This is a genomic window from Hungatella hathewayi WAL-18680 (assembly GCF_000235505.1).
In the GTDB taxonomy this organism is placed as follows: Bacteria; Bacillota; Clostridia; order Lachnospirales; family Lachnospiraceae; genus Hungatella_A; species Hungatella_A hathewayi_A.
This window is the reverse complement of sequence record NZ_JH379027.1, coordinates 2,536,326-2,555,202: the sequence shown is the minus strand read 5'-3', so window position 1 is coordinate 2,555,202 and position 18,877 is coordinate 2,536,326. Positions and strand designations below refer to the sequence as shown.

Here is an 18,877-nt window from a genome sequence, read left to right as displayed (position 1 = left end):
TGGCGCTTTTTGATTGGTTTTAAATGTCTGAGCAGGACGATAAGCCGGGTTATGTCGTTGGATGGTCATCTATCTAGGCCCGGTGTCGCCACCGGGCTCAAGCGGCCTACCCGAGAGCTGACGGGCCGCCTTATGCTCTCTGTTCGGCCTTGCTTCGGATGGGGTTTACATATGCCCTGTCTGTTACCAGCCAGGCGGTAGTCTCTTACACTGCCCTTCCACCCTTACGTGATGCAGCCATTGGCCTCGCCACGCGGTATATTTCTGTTGCACTGTCCCTGGAGTCGCCTCCGCCAGACGCTATCTGGCACCCTGCCCTGTGAAGCCCGGACTTTCCTCTCCCGCCGCCTTTCGGCTCCTGCGGCAGCGACCATCTGTCCTACTCAAACTGGTTTAGTTTATCATATTCTTCTTCGTTTGTCCAGTGCGGAACTTTCGTAATCCCCGGCTCGTTTCCGGATTTTCGGATTGTCTTACGCCTACCGCCGTCATCACACCCGGAAACAGCTGCCGCCGATAAACTCCCGCACGATGGAGTTCTGCGGAATATTCTCACTGCTGACGCCCAGGAAGTAATCCAAAAACTTCAACAGCCGCTTGGCCTCCAAATACTCCTCGGAATCCCTTGGAATCTGGAACAGGATTGGCTCTGCGTACTGTTTCAACACCGCCAGCTCATACACCGACGCTGAGTTGAACATCACGTCCGCCTCCTCCTGGAAGGGGAAAATGTTGTCCTCCTCGCCCTTTCTCACCGACGGCCACATGCGGATGGTGGTCTGGGCGCTGGCCCCTCTGGTTCTGGCGTCCCGCACCATTCTGCGGATCAGCCGGCCATCCGTGGTCGGTATCCGGTTGTGCTCGTCGATATTTAGCTGGGTCAGGGCGCTGATATAGATCTTGAACTTGCTCTCCTTGGGGAGTGTGTAGGACAATCTGTCGTTTAGGCAGTGAATCCCCTCAATCACCAGGATATCGTCCTCCCCCATGGTCAGGAAATCGCCCTTGTACTCCCGCATCCCCGTGATGAAATTATACCGGGGCATCTCCACTGTTTTCCCGTTTAATAAGTTGGTCATGTCCTCATTAAACTGCTTGATATCCAGACATTCCAATACCTCATAATTGTAATTTCCATCCGCGTCCCTGGGACTGTTGACCCGGTTGACAAAGTAGTCGTCCACACCGATGGGATGAGGATTCATGCCCAGCGCCTTCAGCTGGATGGACAGCCGGTGGGAAAAGGTGGTCTTTCCTGAGGAGGACGGGCCGGCAATCATGACGAATTTCTTGCCTCTCTGCTCCGCGATCATCTCCGCAATCTGACCGATTTTCTTCTCCTGAAGGGCCTCCTGTATCAGGATCAGCTCGTTGGCTTTGCCGCAGGATATCATCTCGTTGAGGGCGCCAACGTTGGCCACTCCCAGCTTTTCGCCCCACTCCGAGGACTCCTTAAGCACCTGGAACAGCTTCTGCTTCCTGGTGGAGTCGAAATGCGGCACTGTCTTCGGGTCCTTTCTGGTGGGAAGCATGAGGACAAACCCGTGCTCATACCTCACCAAATCAAAATACCGGATATACCCCGTATTCTGGGCCATATACCCGTAGAAATAATCCTCAAAATTGCCGATGCTGTAAATGTTGACTCTGGAAACCCTGCGGTACTGGAACAGTCTGGCCTTGTCATACATCCTATGCCTGGTAAACAGCTCCACCGCCTCGTCGGTGTTGACGTTGCGCTTCATAATGGGAAGTCTGGCCTCCACATACTCCCGCATCTTGGCCTTCACCGCCTCCAGCAGCTCATCGGTCAACTCAAAATCCCCTCTCGGCTCCACAAAAAATCCCTTGCCGATGGAAAAATCCACGGAGATTTTCTCAATATGCTCCACCCCCACAATCTCGTAGAAGGCTTTCAGCATAATCAGCGTGGCGCTTCTCTGGTAGGTCTGAAGCCCCGGTTTGTCTTTGGTGGTCACAAAGCTGATGGTGCAGTCCCCTGTCACCTTCTTGTGAAGCTCACACAGCTTTCCGTTGACGAAAAACAGGATAATATCGTTGTCAAACTGGGGCTGATATTCCTCCGCGATGGAAAGGTAAGTGGTACCGACTGCATACTCCTTCTTCTCTCCCCCTATGGTAACCACTGCCATACAAGAATCCTCCTTATTCCGGTTCAATGTCTCGTGTCAATATTCATGTCACAGCACAGACGCCGGGAATTTGATGGGCGCTTTCACAATCTCCAGGTTCCCGTCGACCTGCTCTCTTATATAAGTATCCATAAAGTCTATGAAAATATGCTCCAATCCGTAATGACCACCGTCGATAATGGCGATTCCTCCGTCCACGGCGTCAATGCCGTCGTGATGGCCGATGTCGCCGGTTATCAGCGCCTGGGCCCCCCATTTTTCCGAAATCTCCACCATATGGCGGCCGGAGCCGGGGCAGATGGCCACTTTCCGTATGGATTCCTTCGTCTCCTCCATCCCGTAAACCAGCACAAATGGAAGTCCGAAAGCCCGCTTCACCTCCCGGCTTAACTCCTCCAGGCTCATGGCCAGCGGAAGATATCCCACCTTGCCGATGCCATAATGCACGCCTTCCGGTGACACGCCGGTCAAGTCGAGAATATGCGTATCCACCAGATGAAGACGGGCCGCCGCCAAATCCGCCATTCCTCCCGGCGCGCTGTCAAAATTGGTGTGCATGGCGTAGCAGGCGATATCGTGGCGGAGCAGTTTGACTACCCGCCTCGCCACAAAACTCATATCGTTGATCATTTTCAGGGAACCGAAAATCAGGGGGTGATGGGTCAGCAGCAGGTCCACATCTTCCTTCACCGCCTGCTCTATCACCTCGTCCGTGGCGTCCAGCGCAATCATAATGCGGTGAACCTCTTTGCTGCTCCTGCCTGCCAGCAGACCTGGATTGTCCCAGTCGCAGGCGTAATCCGCTGGCGCCAGCCGCTCCAGATGTCTTATGATATCACTGCATTTCATCCTGTGCCTCCCTGTTCCAGTCCAGCTCCCTTGTAAGCTCCGCTAAACGCGCTCTGGCGCTGTCCGTGCTCTGGGCGTTTAACTGCTCTCTGATTTTTAAGAGCTGGTCTCTTTCTCTTTTTAAGAATTCCCGGAGAACGGGATTCTTATGCCGAATCAAATATGCTCCGTACAGGCGCTCTGCCTGGCTCATCTCTTCCATGACGCCGCGGGATACGTCCATAACGGTATAATATTTCCCGTCCTCCTCCACCATGTCCTCCCTGGTGATGACAAACCCGTTCTCCTGCAAATAGGTTCTCACCTTGTCCAGTTCCGACTGGGGAGACAGCACCCACTGGCCCACCTCATCCCACAGATGGCGGCCGCCCTCCAGGATATGTATCACCAGCTCGCCGCCCATGCCGGCGATGACTACCGTGTCCGCTTCCCCGGCCTTCAGCCGTTCTGCTCCGTCGCTGAGTCTCGTCTCGATGCGCTCCTCCAGATGATATTCCCGGATATGCTCTCTGGCCCGCTCTAGGGGTCCTTTCCTCACATCCATGGCGATGGCTCTGGTTACCTTTCCCTGCCGCGTCAGCGCGATGGGAATGTATCCGTGGTCTGTTCCGATATCGGCAAGGCTGCTTCCCTCGTTGACAAACGAAGCAACCAGTGCCAGACGTTTTGATAATCTCATGTATACTCCTGTTGTCTGCTCTGTATTAGTCCAGATAATCCTTTAATTTTTTGCTTCTGCTCGGGTGGCGCAGCTTGCGAAGGGCCTTGGCCTCAATCTGGCGGATGCGCTCCCTGGTCACATTGAACTCCCGTCCCACCTCTTCCAGGGTTCTGGGGCGGCCGTCCTCCAGACCAAACCGCAGTTTTAAGACCTTCTGCTCCCGCTCGGTCAGCGTGTCTAACACCTCCATCAGCTGCTCGTGAAGCAGCGTAAAGGTAGCCGCGTCCGCCGGCACCGCCACATGGTCGTCCTGGATAAAGTCGCCTAAGTGGCTGTCCTCCTCCTCACCGATGGGGGTCTCTAAGGAAACCGGCTCCTGGGATATCTTCATGATCTCGCGGACCCGCTCCACCGGCAGATCCATCCGCGCCGCGATCTCCTCCGGCTGCGGCTCCCGCCCCAGTTCCTGCAACAGCTGTCTGGAAATACGGATAAGGCGATTGATCGTCTCCACCATATGCACCGGAATACGGATGGTTCTGGCCTGGTCGGCGATGGACCTGGTGATGGCCTGGCGAATCCACCAAGTGGCATAGGTACTGAATTTATAACCCTTGGTGTAGTCAAATTTCTCCACCGCTTTGATGAGTCCTAAGTTGCCCTCCTGAATTAAATCCAAAAACTGCATGCCGCGGCCCACATAGCGCTTGGCAATGCTGACCACAAGGCGCAGATTGGCCTCCGCCAGACGTTTTCTGGCGTTTTCGTCCCCCAGTTCCATCCGCTTGGCCAGCTCAATCTCCTCCTCCGTGGAGAGCAGGGGCACCTTGCCAATCTCCTTCAAATACATGCGGACCGGGTCGTCCAAATTGACGCCCTCCGGAATGGACAAATCCAGATGCTCTAAATCGATATCTTCCTCTTCTTCCAGCTCTTCCTCGATGAATAAATCCGGGTCAATATCGTCATCCTGTCCGATGCGGAGAATGTCCACCTTGTTGGCTTCCAGGAAGTCGTCAATGGCGTCCAGCTTCTCGGGACTCAGTATTTCGCCCTTGAAGAAATCCAGAATCTCCTGGCTTTCCAGTACGTTCTTTTTCTTTTTCGCCTCTAACAGCAACAGCTCCAGTTTTTCTTCAAATCCAACTTCCTTCTCGTCCATAGCGTCCATCCTTCCATAACTTGCCTATATTGTTACCCTAATCCAGCGAAATATTCAAGTCTTTCAGGGCACTCTGTGCTTTGATAATCTCCTGCAGTTCCGTGATGTCTTTCGCATTGCGGCTGGCCTCATCCAGGCTGTGTTTGCGCACCTTGATGACGGTCTCCGAAAAAGCCTTCTTCTGCTCCTCGTTGTCCAGTGACTCTTTTAAGCTGGCGTTGAAAAGCGCCGCCACTTCTTTATACTGTTCCTCGTCGTTAATAAAATGGTTCAGGATGCCCGCCGGATTCACCTCTCCCCTGGCATGTCCCTCAAAGACCATGACGGCCACCTGATGGTACAAATCCTCCCGGAAGTCATTGGCCGAGACAATTCCTTCGATTTTGTCAAACAGCTCCGGGTTCTCAATCAGCCAGGTGAGTAACAGTCTCTGGGAGCGGCGGCTTCCGTCGTCCTTCTCCTTTTTCTTCCGCTCCGGCGCTTCCTCACGCTCCGGGCGTTTCACCGTCATGTCCAGACGGCTTCCCAGCCGGTTCACCAGCTGTTTCAAATCCTGATAGTTGATGAAATGCTCCCGCGACACCGCCTCCAGATAGTTATCCCGCTCCAGCGCGTCCTGGAATTCCAGCAGTTTTTTCGCCACCTCGTTGTAGAAGGCGGTCTTCTGCTCCGGGTCGCCCATATCATAGTTTTTCTTGATGACATCAATCTCGAACATAAAGCTGTTCTTCGCCTGGGCAATCCGCTCTCTAAAGGCGTCGGCGCCCAGATTCTTCATAAATTCGTCCGGGTCTTTGTATGGCTCCATGTTCAGCACCTTGATGGACATGCCCACCTCCTTTAAGATGGGAATGGCACGAAGGGCCGCTTTGGTGCCGGCGCCGTCGCTGTCGTAGGTTAAGATGACCTGGGTGGTGTAGCGTTTTAAAAGGGCGGCGTGCTGGGTGGTAAACGCGGTTCCCAAAGAGGCCACCGCATTGGTAAAGCCCGCCTGGTGCATGGCAATCACATCCATGTAGCCCTCACAGATTAATATGTATTTCTCTCTGGACGTCCTTGCGTAGTTTAAGCCGTACAGATTCCGGCTCTTGTCAAAGAGCTTGGTCTCCGGGGAGTTTAAGTACTTGGGAGTTCCGTCCCCCATGACACGGCCGCCGAAACCGATGACCCGGTTGTTGATATCCATTATGGGAAACATGACCCGGTTCCAGAACTTGTCGTGGGTGCCCCGCTCCTCGATGGTTACAAGGCCCGTCTCTTTTAAAATGGCGTCGTTGTAGCCTTTTTTCTTTAAATACTGGTATAAATCGTCGCTGGTCTTGTTGGCAAAACCAAGGCCGAACCGGCGGATGGTCTCGTCGCTCAACTCCCTCCGTCTCAGGTAGTCATATCCGATTTTGCCCTGGGGTTGTCCCAGCTGGTAGTAAAAATAGTTGGCGGCCAGCTTGTTGATCTCAAGCAGTGTGGCCCGCATATCCGCCTGGGCTTTCGCCTCCTTGGAATACTCCTCCTTTGGCAGCGTCACGCCGGCCCGGTCGGCCAGCATCTGAAGCGCCTCGCTGAAGGAATAGTTCTCGTATTCCATGACAAAGGTGATGACGTTGCCGCCGGCCCCGCAGCCGAAGCAGTAATACATCTGCTTTGCCGGCGCTACGGAAAAGGACGGCGACTTCTCGTTGTGGAACGGGCAGAGCCCGAAATAATTGCTTCCCTTTTTCGTCAACTTCACATATCCGGATATCACGTCCACGATGTCATTTTTCATCCTTACTTCTTCCACTACGTCTTCTGGATAATACATGAAGTTCCTCCTTACATGATTCTGTGTGGAGTTACGTTACCGGCTGGCCGGATGGCTTACAGGGCCTTCCAGGCTTTCGGTACAAATAACTCCTCAAATTTATCAATGGCGTAGCTGTCGCTCATGCCTGCTATGTAATCGCAGACCACCCGCTCCTTCTTCTCCTGGTTTCTCTCCATCATGAGCAGGTATTCCTCCGGCAGCTTCTCCACATGTTTCATATAATAATCATACAGCGCCACAATCAGCTGCTGCGCCTTGCCTTCCTCGGCTTTAGGTATCTCGTTCTTGTAGACATTTTCAAACATCCAGGAGCGCAGGCCCTTCATGGCCTCCTCCATCCCTGGAGACATGAGTATCTCCGGTTTTCCCAGACTGTTCTCGATAATGTCGTGTATCAGGGTGTTCAACCGCTCCCTGACGCTGTGGCCGAGAATGTCGGTGTATTCCTCCGGCAAATCACTCTCCACAAAGATTTTGGCCCGGATGGCGTCGTCAATGTCGTGGTTGATATAGGCAATCTTGTCTGATAAGCGGACCACACAGCCCTCCAGGGTACTGGGATGGCCGGAGGTGCGGTGATTTAAAATACCGTCACGGACCTCTTTGGTCAGATTGAGTCCCTTCCCATCCTTCTCCAATTTCTCCACCACGCGGATGCTCTGCCGGTAGTGGGCAAATCCGTCTTCGCATATCTCATTCAATATCCGCTCCCCGGAATGGCCGAAGGGGGTATGTCCCAAATCGTGGCCCAGGGCGATAGCTTCCGTCAGGTTCTCGTTGAGCCACAGGGCTCTGGAAATGGTTCTGGCAATCTGGGCTACCTCCAGGGTGTGGGTCAGTCTGGTCCGGTAGTGGTCGCCCTCCGGCGCCAGAAATACCTGGGTCTTGTGCTTCAGTCTCCGAAATGCCTTACAGTGGATAATCCGGTCTCTGTCCCGCTGATATTCCGGCCGGATGTCACAGAGTTCCTCCGGGATATCACGTCCCAAGGTGTTTCTGCTCAGTGCCGCATAGGGACTTAAATATTTCTCCTCCCACTGCTCCGCCGCTTCCCTGATGTTCATCATGTACCCTCCTTCTCAGATGGTATGTACAAACGAGCTATGATATTCTACCATATTCTATGCAAAGTTATCTTAAATTATATCACATTTTCTGTTTTATTCCTACCCCTAATTGCAAATGAGGCAGGTGGTGGACAGATTTCAAATAATTATGAAATATACTGACAAATGGGAGTGTTGTAACCTTGTTCGTTAAATAAATAACAGGTGTCTGACCCCAATTGAAGGGAGACACCTGTTGTGAGAATTTGCTGGATGATGGGTTATTTGATTCGTCATAGACTATGTTATGTACTGCCTGCTGCTTTGCTGCCTGCTGCGTTTCTACCGCTCCACCATGTCGAAGGCGGCTTCCCCGATTCCCTCGCAGAAGGTGGGGTGAGGCAGGATGAGTTCTGCCAGCTGCTCCACGGTCAGATGATTCTGGATGGCAAGTTCCAGCGTGCTTATCATGTCCGTGGCCCTGGCGCACATCAGCTGGGCGCCGATGACCTGGCGGCTGTCTTTTTCGGCCGTCAGCTTGATAAAGCCGCGCTCCTGGCCGGAGAGAAGGGATTTGCCGTTCATGGACATGAGATACTTGCCGGTGATGACCTCTATGCCGGCTTCCTTCGCCTCCTCCGCGGTCATTCCAATCACGGCAATCTCCGGATCGGTGTAGACACAGGAGGGAATGAGAGCGGCGGAATATCTGGGTTTGTGACCAAATAAGTGTTCCACGGCGGTGATTCCCTCGGCCGTGGCCGCGTGGGCCAGCTGGATGCCGCCGATGACGTCACCGATGGCGTAAATGCCGGGCACGCTGGTGCGGTAATCATCGTCCACCTGGATACAGCCACGGGTTTCTGCGATTCTGCCCTTCATGGACTCCCCAAACAGATTCGCCGTGTTGGGGCGGCGGCCGGTGGCGATGAGAACCCGCTCTCCTGCTGCTTCTTTCTCCCCGCCTTTTTCTTCGTACCGGCAGAGGAGGGAGCCGTCAGAGGTTTTTTGGATTTCTTTGACCATGGCGCCTGTGTGGATGTCGATGTTTCGCTTTTTGCCTATCATTTTTAAGTTCTGGGCGATTTCCCGGTCCATGCCGGGGAGAATCCGGTCCATGGCTTCCAGGACTGTGACCTGGCAGCCGATGTCGCTGTATATCTGGGCGAATTCCATGCCGATGACGCCGCCTCCGATGATGACGAGGGATTTGAGCGACATGTTGACTTCCTCCAGCATGATATCGCTGTCCGCCACGCCCTCCAGACTGCTGCCGGGAATCGGCGGGGCGGCCGGGGTGGAACCGGTGGCGATGAGGATGCTGGCGGCTTCCAGGTGGATGGGGGCGCTGGGTTGATTGCCGGGTGTTTCGGCATGTGGTCCCTCGGATGTTTCTTCGGATAGTTCTCCGGCCCCTTTATTTGGCGTTACTGTTACCTGGTGCTCGCCCTCTATGGTTCCGATGCCGTAATATACGTCCACTTTATGCTTCTTGAACTGGGCGGCGATGCCGTTTTGCAGGGTCTCCACCACCTGGTTTTTTCTTGCGCGAAGGGCAGGGCCGTCAATCTCCAATGATTCGGCCCGGAGTCCTGCTTCGCTGGCCTTTAGAGTCTCACGGTAGAGACCGGTGGCGTGAAGCAGGGTCTTGGTGGGGATACAGCCACGGTTTAGGCAGGTTCCTCCCAATTCCCGACACTCGATGACGGCTGTCCGGCGGCCGAGTTCCGCGGCCCGCAGGGTCGCCGGATAACCTCCCGGACCCGCGCCAATTACGATTAAATCATATGCGGTTGCCAATCTATGATTCCCCCTTTATGTGGTATTTTGCTGTTCTGGTATTTAGGATTGTATATGTATGGATTGCTGACTCAAAGCCGAATTTACAATCACATGGAACTGTGAATCAGCTGGCTGATATCACACTTCATCTGCTCCTGGACCTCGTTCTCCACCGTCAGTCCATCAATCGCCTCCATCATGGTCCCCGCCTGGTATTTCCGGCCTTCCAGCGCATTAACAAGACGCGGTATCAATTCCACATCCAGGGCGTCGGAGTAGAGTCTGGCTTCCCGCACAATTCCGCCGTCCACCTCCATCTGTAACTGGACGCCTCCCCAGGGGAATCGCTGCTCTGCCTGGAAGGTAAAGGGCAGTTTCTTCCCGTAAAGCCACTCCCAGGAGGACAGCTGCTCCCGGAAGGATGCAAGCTCCCTGTTATCCATCTCCTCCGGCTCAATCCGCTCCACCGGCAGTCCATAGGCGCCCGAAAACGCGTTCACCAGCCGCTCTTTCATCCCGTCCACCGTCATCTGGGGCGCGAACTCCGTCAAATTGGCCACGCGGCTTCTCACGGATTCCACCCCTTTGGACTGCAGTTTCTCCTTCGACACATTCAGGTAATGGGACATGTTTTCCTTGTCCACCTGTATCAGTATCGTTCCGTGGTGGTAGCAGCAGTCGCCGGTCTGATAGTAGGCGTTGCCGGAGAATTTTCTTCCGTCCACTACAATGTCATTGCGGCCGGTGCGCTCCGCCCCGATGCCGTACATTCTCGCCGCCTGGAGAATGACCTCCGTCTGCATTTCCACGCTGTAATCTTCTTTTCTCACCAGGAAGGTGAAGTTTAAGTTGCCCAAATCGTGGAAGACGGCACCGCCGCCGGATAAGCGGCGGGCTAAGTATCCTCCATCCTCCTCCAGCTGGCTGCATTTGCACTCCGCAAAGCAGTTCTGGTTCCGGCCAATCACCACCGTGCGCCGGTTCTGCCACAGGTACAGGATGCATTCTCCCGGCTCCACATGGTGAAGCAGGTAGGCTTCCAGCGCCATGTTGTCGTATGGCACGGTGGTCGTGCTGGTTATGGTTCTCAATTTCCGTATCATTGGTCTCGTCTCCTGTCAGCAGTCGCATTCCGTCTCAAATTCGTACCTAAGTCTCGGATTTCTGGCCGCCGCCACCTCGTCGAGGCGTCCCACCATGGTAAAATGGGGGGCGGTGCGGACTTTCTCCGGGTCCTTTTTCGCCGTCTCATAGATCTCCACAAACGCGTGAATCAGCTCATCCAGATTCTCCCTGGACTCGGTCTCCGTCGGCTCCACCATCAGCGCCTCGTGGACAATCAGCGGGAAGTACATGGTCGGCGGGTGGATGCCGTAATCTAACAGCGCCTTGGCGATGTCCATGGCCGATACGTCTATCTCATGCTTCTCCTGCTCCAGACTCATGACAAACTCATGCATGCAGGTCTCCTGATATGGCATATGGTAATAGGGCGACAGTTTGACCCTGATGTAGTTGGCGTTCAGAACCGCATTGCGGCTGGCCTCAGGAATTCCCTGTTTTCCCAGCATCGTGATGTAGGTCAATGCCTTTACCACCACCAGGAAATTTCCGTAAAATGATTTCACCATGCCGACGGAGGATGCTTTCTGCTCCAGATGATATCCGCCGTCTTCCGCCTTCACCACCTGTTTCCCAGGCAGAAATTCCGCCAGGAATTCCTTACAGCCCACCGGTCCGCTTCCCGGCCCGCCGCCTCCGTGAGGAGTGGAAAATGTCTTGTGCAGGTTTAAATGAATCACGTCAAAGCCCATATCACCCGGCCGTACAATGCCCATCACCGCGTTTAGGTTGGCCCCGTCATAGTAATTAAGCCCACCGGCCTCATGGATGATGCGGGTGATATCCAGAATATTTTTGTCAAACAGTCCTACCGTATTGGGATTGGTCAGCATCAGTCCCGCCGTGTCCTCTCCCACAGCGGCCCGCAGCTTCTCCAAATCCACACAGCCGTCCTCCTGGGAGGGGATATTGACCACCTCAAATCCAGCCATCACCGCGCTGGCCGGGTTGGTGCCGTGGGCGGAATCGGGAACGATGATTTTCTTTCGCCCCTTGTCGCCACGGCTCTCATGATACGCCTTGATTAACAGCAGGCCGGTAAATTCCCCGTGGGCGCCGGCCGCCGGCTGGAAGGACATCTCATCCATGCCGGTAATCTCACACAGCAGGGTCTCCGCCGTCTTAAGCACCTCCAGGCAGCCCTGGACACTGGATTCCGGCTGAAGGGGGTGGATGCGGGTAAACTTGGGAAGCGATGCCATTTCCTCATTAATCTTTGGGTTGTATTTCATGGTGCAGGAGCCCAGGGGATAGAAACCGTCGTTCACCCCGTGGGTGGCCTTGGCAAGCTCCGTGTAATGCCTGCTGATGTCCTGCTCGGAGACCTCCGGCAAATGAAGGGCTCCCTGGCGCTCATGACCGTCTAAAGTCACAACCGGCACGTCGCATTGGGGCAGAATATCACATCTGCGGCCCGGTACGCTTCTCTCAAATATCAGTTTCATCAGCCACACACCTCCTTCACCAGCTCTGCCAGTCGGTCTATCTCCGCCTTCTCATTCATCTCCGTGGCGCACCAGAGTATCCGCTTGTCTTCCAGAAGAAGACCGCCCAGGAAGCCCCTGCTCTCCAGCTGGGACATCAGGACTTTGCCGTCCACCGGGCATTCTGTCACGAATTCATGGAAGAATGGCTGGTCATAGACCGGTTTTAATCCTGCTCTCTCCAGTTTGTCTCTCAGATAGTGTGCCTTGGAGGTGCAGAGTGTCGCCACCTGTTTCAGTCCCTCCGGCCCCATGGCGGACAGGTACACCGATGCCGTCAGCGCGCAGAGGGCCTGGTTGGAGCAGATGTTGCTGCTGGCCTTCTCCCTGCGGATGTGCTGTTCTCTGGCCTGAAGGGTCAGCACGAAGCCGCGTTTTCCATCCGTGTCCACGGTCTCTCCCACGATTCTGCCGGGGAGTTTTCTCATCATCTCTTTGGTGGCCGCCATGAATCCTAAGTAGGGGCCGCCAAATGCCAGAGGCATGCCAAGGGGCTGGCCCTCTCCCACGGCCACGTCGGCGCCGCACTGGGCCGGCGTTTCCATGATGGCAAGGGCGATGGGATTCACACCCATGATAAATTTGCCGCCGGCGCCGTGAACCAGCTCACCGAGGGCTTTGGAGTCCTCCAGAATTCCGTAGTAGTTGGGCTGCTGCTGGTAGAAGCAGCATACCGAAGCGTCCAGCATTTCCGCCAGGGCCTCCCTGTCTGTCACGCCGTCTTTGGCGGGGACTACGAGAATGTCGGTGTCACGGCCGAAGCAGTAGGTCTTCATCGTCTCCAGCACCTGTGGATTGGTGGTGGCGGATACCAGCACCTTCGTCCGCTTTCTGTCTTTGCACATGAACACGCTCTCCGCCGCGGCGGTGGCTCCGTCGTAGACCGATGCGTTGGCGGCGTCCATGCCGGTCAGCTCGCATATCATGGTCTGGAATTCGAAGATAGCCTGTAAGTTCCCCTGGCTGATTTCTGCCTGGTAGGGGGTGTAGGCGGTTACAAAATCTTCTTTGGTTGTTACACTTTTCACAATTGCCGGTATGTAATGGTAGTAGGCGCCCGCGCCGCGGAAAATATGGGGATAAATGATATTGTTATCCGCCATGGCCGTTATCCGGCGGCCGGCTTCCAGCTCAGAACAGCCTTCCGGTATGGCCAGTTCCTTCAAGCGCACATTTTCCGGAATGTGGGAAAACAGGGCGTCGTAATCCTCATAGCCGATTTCCCGGAGCATTTCCTCCTGCTGCGCCTTTGTTGTTGAAACATAAGAACCCATGCTGATTCCCCCTGTTTTAATTTTCCTCGTTGATCAATGCTTCGTATGCGTCGGCGTCGAGAAGGTCTGACTCGGCCTCCACCGGCTCCACCTTGATGAGCCAGGCGCCGTATGGGTCGGAGTTGATAAGCTCCGGGGCGTCTAAGAGTTCTTCGTTCACCTCGGTGACGGTGCCGGTGACCGGGGAGTTCAAATCGGAGACGGCTTTTACGGACTCCACATCGCCAAAGGTCTCGCCGGCGTCCACCTGGTCCCCCACCTCCGGGAGATTGACGAATACTAAGTCACCCAGCTCATTCTGGGCATAGTCTGACAAGCCGACGACCGCTGTGTCACCTTCCATTTTTACCCACTCGTGGGTTCTCGCATACCTTAATTCTTTGGGATAATTCATTGTGATTCCTCCTCGTTATATGATTTTTTATGATTGTTCTTCCTGTTCTCTCATTTCTGGCGTTTGTAAAATGGCAGCGCCACCACTTCCGCCGGGACTCTCCGTCCTCTCACTTCCGCTTCCACCTGGGTGCCCACTTCCGTGTATGCAATATCCAGAAGCGCCATGGCCACCGGATATCCAAGGTACGGACAGTGGGTGCCGGATGTGGTCTGGCCAACCAGTTTGTCGCCAACGAACACATTTTCATGCTCCCGGATGATTCCGCGGCCGGTCACTTTCAGGCCCACACGCTTCCTCGTCAACTCCCCGCGTTTCTCAATTCCTTCCTTGCCCACAAACTCCTCTTTGCCCATCTTGACCGCAAACCCCAGACCTGCTTCCAGCGGGGAAATGTCGTCGTCCATCTCATGACCGTAAAGCGGCATGGCCGCCTCCAGCCGCAGGGTGTCTCTGGCCCCCAGACCGCAGGGGATCAGGCCCTCCTCTTTGCCGGCCGCCATCAGGGCTTCCCACAAAGCCGGCGCGTCCGCAGCCGCCATGTAAAGCTCGTAGCCGTCCTCTCCCGTGTATCCTGTCTTGGAGATGATACAGGGAACTCCGGCCACATGGCCGTCAAAGACCGCGCTGTAATATTTCTCCGGAATCTCCTCCGCTTTGGCCAGCTTTGCCAGTATCTCATGGGCTTTCGGACCCTGGAGCGCGATCTGGCCCACCGTCTCCGAGATATCCTCAAAGACCGCGTCGCCGAACTCGTGAGCTTTCATCCAGGCGTAATCCTTATCCTTGTTGGACGCATTTACCACAATAAAATAATGGTCATCCCTGATTTTGTATACAATCAGGTCATCCACCACGCCCCCGCCGTCGTTGCACATGGGACTGTACCTGGCCTGGCCGTCCTTCATGCTGGTGAAATCGTTGGTCAGCAGATGGTTTAAGTTCTTCAGCGCGTCGCTGCCGATGCAGGTAATCTCTCCCATATGGGACACGTCAAACAGGCCGCAGTCCTTTCTCACTGCCATGTGTTCCGCTATCACGCCGCTTCCATACTGCACCGGAAGCAGGTAGCCGGCAAACGGAACGATTTTCCCACCGTAGGTACTATGAATATCATATAACGGTGTTTTTAATTCCATGCTTCTTTCCCTCCTTATACATTGTTAAATTTTGAACATAGAAAAAGGCATACAACAAAAAACTGTTGTATGCCCTGTCTTCGTACCTGAAAGATTACCCGATAGAATCACTGTGCCGTTCCGGGGTGCCTCGTCGGTGGCGCTTCTCGCCTTTCCAGAGTTTCGTCCGATTCCGGTCCTTCTGCCTGAGAGTTTCTCTCCCCTTCGGCGCCGCCATCCTGACTGGCGGTCTCTCCCGGAATCATCAACCGAGTATTCGTTTAGTACATTTTATCATATTGTGTGAGATTCGGCAACAATTATTATCCAATTTAACCAATCATTTCAGTTATTCCGTTTTTGCATAATTGTTAACAAAAACAAATTTGTTCCTTTCTTCAGCGGCTTTTATAATAATTATAGCACCAAGAAAGGAGAACTGACATGTCCACTGCAGCATCAAAAAAAGTTGGAAGAAATCTGGCGGAAGGACCAATTCTTTCGACTCTGCTCATCTTTGCCATTCCAATTGTATTAACCAACCTGATTCAACAGCTCTATTCCATGGTTGACCTTATCATCATAGGCCAGTTTGTGGGGAGCAATGGCACTGTCGGGGTATCAATCGGAGGAGAGGTTTCCGATTTGATGACCCCCATTGCAACCTCATTTTCCACAGCTGGTCAAATATATCTGGCCCAGCTGATTGGAGCACAGGAAACTAAAAAATCCAAACAGGCTATCGGCACACTTTTCACCACAATGATGGTGCTGTCCATTCTGTTTGCAGTTATCTGTATTGGCCTGCACAAACAGATTCTTAACCTGTTAAACTGTCCTTCACAAGCATATACTCAAGCTGCCCAATATCTTATCATCACCTCTCTCGGCCTGCCCTTTATCTTCGGCTACAATGCCGTCTGTGGTGTTTTGCGGGCAATGGGGGAATCCAAACGGCCAATGTATTTTATCATCATCGCCGCTATCGTAAATATCGTTTCAGACCTGGCTCTGGTTGTCGTATTCCATATGGATGCTGCCGGTACCGCGATTGCAACCACCCTCTCCCAAATTGGGGCTTTTCTCGCCGCATTCTACTATATGTATCGTCACCGGACGCAGTTTGAATTTGAACTTCGCCCCTCTTTTTTTAAGATTGACTGGCAATGCTTCAAACTGATTATGGTACTTGGTATTCCTCAGCTTGCAAAAACAATTCTGGTTCGTTTTTCCATGCTCTGGGTCAACGCCAATTTAAATGCTTACGGACTGACCGTATCAGCCACCAACAGTATTGGAAATAAAATTCAAAAGTTCTGTGAAGTTTTTATTCTTGGAATCGACACGGCCGCCGGAGCCATGGTTGGTCAATGTCTGGGAGCTCGCAAACAAGACCGGGCCGCCCGTACAATCTGGTGGTCTTTTGGCTCCTGTCTTCTGACTGCGATACTGGCCGTCTTTATCTGCACCACATGGCCAAAGGCCGTCTTTGGAATCTTTACTACTGATTCCGAGGTTCTGGAATATGGAGTCATATACCTGCATATCATGTGGATTCACTTTCTGATATCCGCAGTAACCGGGCCTTTCCAGGCCATGGTAACCGGCTGTGGGAATGTATCTCTTGGGTTCTTTGTGGGGGTACTGGACGGATTCATCTGCCGGATTGGCCTAAGTTTAATTTTCACCCGCATCCTCCACATGGAAGCCATCGGGTATTTTTGGGGAACCGCCCTTTCACGTACCTTGCCGGCGCTGTTGGTACTTGTATATTTTCTCAGTGGCAAATGGCGCTCTCGAAAACTTCTATCTGATTAAACCGAAAAAAGGAAGGCCATGAAGAGTTTTACTTCTTATGGCCTTCCTTTTTATCCTTCCATAATTCTGATGTTACCCGGACGGATAGCCTGTGCACCCTCTTCCGTCAAAGTCAGCATTCCATCCTCCATAATCCGAAAAGAACCAATGTCCGCAGTCCGCACATGAGTGACCAGCAGATATCGCTCGTCCGGTGTAATACAAAGTCCCCGCGGGTCAATTCCCCCTGCTGAGATATTCTGTTTCAGCCGAAGGCTTCCATCTTCCTTGATATCATAAACAGAAATCATATCAGCATTTCGGATTGACACATAAAGATAAGTTCCCTTAGGATGTACAATGATATCCGCCGCATAGAGAACAATCCCGTCAGGCAGTACCGTTTCTTCCAAAATCAGCGGTGCTTTCCCCACCAGTTTCAATTCTCCTGACGCCATATCCACCTGAAATGAGTGCACCTCCGGCAGCTGCTCAAAATCCACGAAAAGGAAGGGTTTCCCAGGATGAAACGCACAATAGCGCGGAGCGCTTCCATCCTTCACCGGATATCTTGACAACGGGCACAGCTTTCCTTTGTCCCGGTCCAGCCGGAAGGTGAATACCTTGTCCAGTCCTTTGTCACAGACCGCATAGATCTCCCCCGTGGAATCTGCCAAAATACAATGCTGATGGGGAACCGCATGGTCCGGATTCTCACGTTCGCCTTTCACGATGAGGACATCACAAATCTCCCCTATACTCCCGTCTTCCTCCAGCCTGAATACAACAATTCCTCCATCATCATACTGAACCTCCGAGCCGTATCCTCCATCTTCCTTTCTGACAATTTTATTGATATAGTAGTCATTCAGATGATGAACCACCAGCAGATACTTCCTCGATTTGTCCATCCATACATAGGAGGGCTTAGGAAGAAGGGAGGATGCCTCGTTTATCAGTTCTGCATGGCCGTTTTCCCGGTCAATCCGGATGGCCAGCACATAACCACCGCCCCCGGTCTGCTCCCGGCTGTCTCCACGCTCATCAACCACATAGACAATGCCCCTCTCCTCGTCAAGATACTGCATCCCAACAGATACATGCTCCAGTATCGTATGGATACATTCCATATGTGAAGTCTCCATATCATAGCTGTATACGGAAAATCCTTTTGTCCCATCCTGTATTCTCCAGTTTCCAACCAGTGCATATGTATGATTTTCCACTCTGCACACTCCTTTCATTTTTATACTGTCTTCTATGCCTGCTCCATCAAACGAGTTTTTTCATCCTCGAACCTCCAGGTGCGGACAAAGTTCATTCTCTGGCCCGGTTCCAGAGATATTTTGCAATGCACTTCCGTGCTAATCACATGCTCAATACTCCATAAAGAAAATTTTTCCGGAAGGAAATGTATTATTTCCTCCACTGATGCCGTACTTTTCTCATGTTTAAGCCGCCAGCTATATTCCGGTAGTGTACGGATATTCGGATTCAATGTTATTTTATGTAAGGTTTTCTGATCCATTGACTCATGAAAATACATATTCTGTCCTTTGATATAAATTGGTGGCTCAATTACTTCTGCTGGAACGCCCTCCCGGTCAAGCGCATGAAATTCCCATGTACCGTCATCCAATCCCCCTGCAAATGGCAGTTCCAGACAGTATCCTGGTCCCGCAGGTAAATCATCAATTGCCACAAAGTTATGCTGAAATTCACTGAGTTCCAATTTTCTGCTTCCCAAATTTTCAATGGTAGTGGACACCGTCAACGTATTCTGATAGATGGATACCCGCTTGAAAATATGGGCGGCAATCCCCATACACAGCCGTGGAATTTCCTCAAACAGCACCTCGTTTTTTCCCACACTCCACGATTTTTCAAACCGGGATACTTCGTACTTTCTCCATTTATCAAACCTGAGATTATCCTCCGGCTGTGTGAAAATTCCCACTCCCAGCTTCGGAAAATACTCCCCTGCCTTTACCTCTTTCGGCAAATCATTCCACAAAAATTCCGAGCACAGACCGCAGCCATCCGTATTCACTCTGTGCTGCAAAAGCTGCTCTGGCTGACAAAATGTATGCCTTCCGTTCAAAACCACCTGACTAATTACAGCCGCCGTGTCAAACCGCTGTGTTTTTGGATTCTCCTCCGGCAGCCGGACGGTAACTGTCAAGTACTGATTTTTTAACTCTGCCTGCTGTCCCACAATATCCCTCCTTCTT

Annotated in this window: 15 protein-coding genes, 1 other RNA gene and 1 riboswitch; of the genes, 1 reads left to right on the top strand and 15 read right to left on the bottom strand. The window is 52.9% G+C overall.

The window, feature by feature from the left end; genetic code table 11:
• Nucleotides 1-24 precede the first annotated feature (24 nt).
• The 13 genes from rnpB to gcvT all read right to left on the bottom strand — a co-directional run bounded on the left by rnpB (nucleotide 25) and on the right by gcvT (nucleotide 14,870).
• Nucleotides 25-386, bottom strand: an RNA gene (gene rnpB / locus HMPREF9473_RS26345) — RNase P RNA component class A.
• A 105-nt stretch (nucleotides 387-491) separates the two neighbouring features.
• Nucleotides 492-2,153, bottom strand: coding sequence for a nucleoside kinase (locus tag HMPREF9473_RS11450; RefSeq protein WP_006780268.1), 1,662 nt, complete (start codon nucleotides 2,151-2,153; stop codon nucleotides 492-494).
• Nucleotides 2,154-2,201: 48 nt separating this feature from the next.
• Nucleotides 2,202-3,002, bottom strand: a complete 801-nt coding sequence (locus HMPREF9473_RS11445) for a Nif3-like dinuclear metal center hexameric protein (protein WP_006780267.1) — start codon at nucleotides 3,000-3,002, stop codon at nucleotides 2,202-2,204.
• Nucleotides 2,989-3,681, bottom strand: coding sequence for a tRNA (adenine(22)-N(1))-methyltransferase (locus HMPREF9473_RS11440; RefSeq protein WP_006780266.1), 693 nt, complete (start codon nucleotides 3,679-3,681; stop codon nucleotides 2,989-2,991). Before HMPREF9473_RS11440 ends, HMPREF9473_RS11445 begins: the two co-directional genes overlap by 14 nt.
• A gap of 25 nt (nucleotides 3,682-3,706) precedes the next feature.
• The gene (rpoD, locus tag HMPREF9473_RS11435; protein WP_006780265.1) at nucleotides 3,707-4,825 is read right to left on the bottom strand and encodes an RNA polymerase sigma factor RpoD; all 1,119 of its coding nucleotides are present in this window, start codon (nucleotides 4,823-4,825) and stop codon (nucleotides 3,707-3,709) included.
• A gap of 37 nt (nucleotides 4,826-4,862) precedes the next feature.
• Nucleotides 4,863-6,626, bottom strand: a complete 1,764-nt coding sequence (gene dnaG, locus HMPREF9473_RS11430) for a DNA primase (protein WP_006780264.1) — start codon at nucleotides 6,624-6,626, stop codon at nucleotides 4,863-4,865.
• Nucleotides 6,627-6,682: 56 nt separating this feature from the next.
• A complete protein-coding gene (locus tag HMPREF9473_RS11425; RefSeq protein ID WP_006780263.1) occupies nucleotides 6,683-7,693 on the bottom strand; it encodes a deoxyguanosinetriphosphate triphosphohydrolase in 1,011 nt (336 codons plus the stop codon).
• A gap of 324 nt (nucleotides 7,694-8,017) precedes the next feature.
• A complete protein-coding gene (gene lpdA / locus HMPREF9473_RS11420; protein ID WP_006780262.1) occupies nucleotides 8,018-9,475 on the bottom strand; it encodes a dihydrolipoyl dehydrogenase in 1,458 nt (485 codons plus the stop codon).
• 89 nt (nucleotides 9,476-9,564) lie between these two features.
• Nucleotides 9,565-10,560, bottom strand: a complete 996-nt coding sequence (locus HMPREF9473_RS11415) for a lipoate--protein ligase (RefSeq protein WP_006780261.1) — start codon at nucleotides 10,558-10,560, stop codon at nucleotides 9,565-9,567.
• Between the two features lie 15 nt (nucleotides 10,561-10,575).
• Nucleotides 10,576-12,024 carry an aminomethyl-transferring glycine dehydrogenase subunit GcvPB gene (gene gcvPB, locus HMPREF9473_RS11410; RefSeq protein ID WP_006780260.1) on the bottom strand — a complete coding sequence of 483 codons (1,449 nt, stop codon included), beginning with the start codon at nucleotides 12,022-12,024 and terminating at the stop codon, nucleotides 10,576-10,578.
• Nucleotides 12,024-13,337 (bottom strand): aminomethyl-transferring glycine dehydrogenase subunit GcvPA, encoded by a 1,314-nt coding sequence (gene gcvPA / locus HMPREF9473_RS11405; RefSeq protein ID WP_006780259.1) that lies wholly within the window; start codon nucleotides 13,335-13,337, stop codon nucleotides 12,024-12,026. The genes gcvPB and gcvPA overlap by 1 nt, the downstream gene beginning before the upstream one ends.
• Before the next feature lie 16 nt (nucleotides 13,338-13,353).
• The gene (gene gcvH, locus HMPREF9473_RS11400; protein WP_006780258.1) at nucleotides 13,354-13,731 is read right to left on the bottom strand and encodes a glycine cleavage system protein GcvH; all 378 of its coding nucleotides are present in this window, start codon (nucleotides 13,729-13,731) and stop codon (nucleotides 13,354-13,356) included.
• Between the two features lie 50 nt (nucleotides 13,732-13,781).
• A complete protein-coding gene (gene gcvT, locus HMPREF9473_RS11395) occupies nucleotides 13,782-14,870 on the bottom strand; it encodes a glycine cleavage system aminomethyltransferase GcvT (RefSeq protein ID WP_006780257.1) in 1,089 nt (362 codons plus the stop codon).
• Between the two features lie 163 nt (nucleotides 14,871-15,033).
• Nucleotides 15,034-15,118, bottom strand: a riboswitch (glycine riboswitch).
• A 175-nt stretch (nucleotides 15,119-15,293) separates the two neighbouring features.
• On the opposite strand from gcvT, the gene HMPREF9473_RS11390 reads away from it, so the two are divergent.
• Nucleotides 15,294-16,667, top strand: a complete 1,374-nt coding sequence (locus HMPREF9473_RS11390) for an MATE family efflux transporter (protein ID WP_006780256.1) — start codon at nucleotides 15,294-15,296, stop codon at nucleotides 16,665-16,667.
• Between the two features lie 50 nt (nucleotides 16,668-16,717).
• Here HMPREF9473_RS11390 and HMPREF9473_RS11385 read toward each other — a convergent pair whose 3' ends face one another.
• Together HMPREF9473_RS11385 and HMPREF9473_RS11380 are read right to left on the bottom strand one after the other, a co-directional pair.
• Entirely contained in the window at nucleotides 16,718-17,872 is a 1,155-nt protein-coding gene (locus HMPREF9473_RS11385) for a lactonase family protein (RefSeq protein WP_006780255.1), read from the bottom strand.
• A gap of 32 nt (nucleotides 17,873-17,904) precedes the next feature.
• Nucleotides 17,905-18,861 carry a hypothetical protein gene (locus tag HMPREF9473_RS11380; protein WP_006780254.1) on the bottom strand — a complete coding sequence of 319 codons (957 nt, stop codon included), beginning with the start codon at nucleotides 18,859-18,861 and terminating at the stop codon, nucleotides 17,905-17,907.
• Between the last annotated feature and the right edge of the window lie 16 nt (nucleotides 18,862-18,877).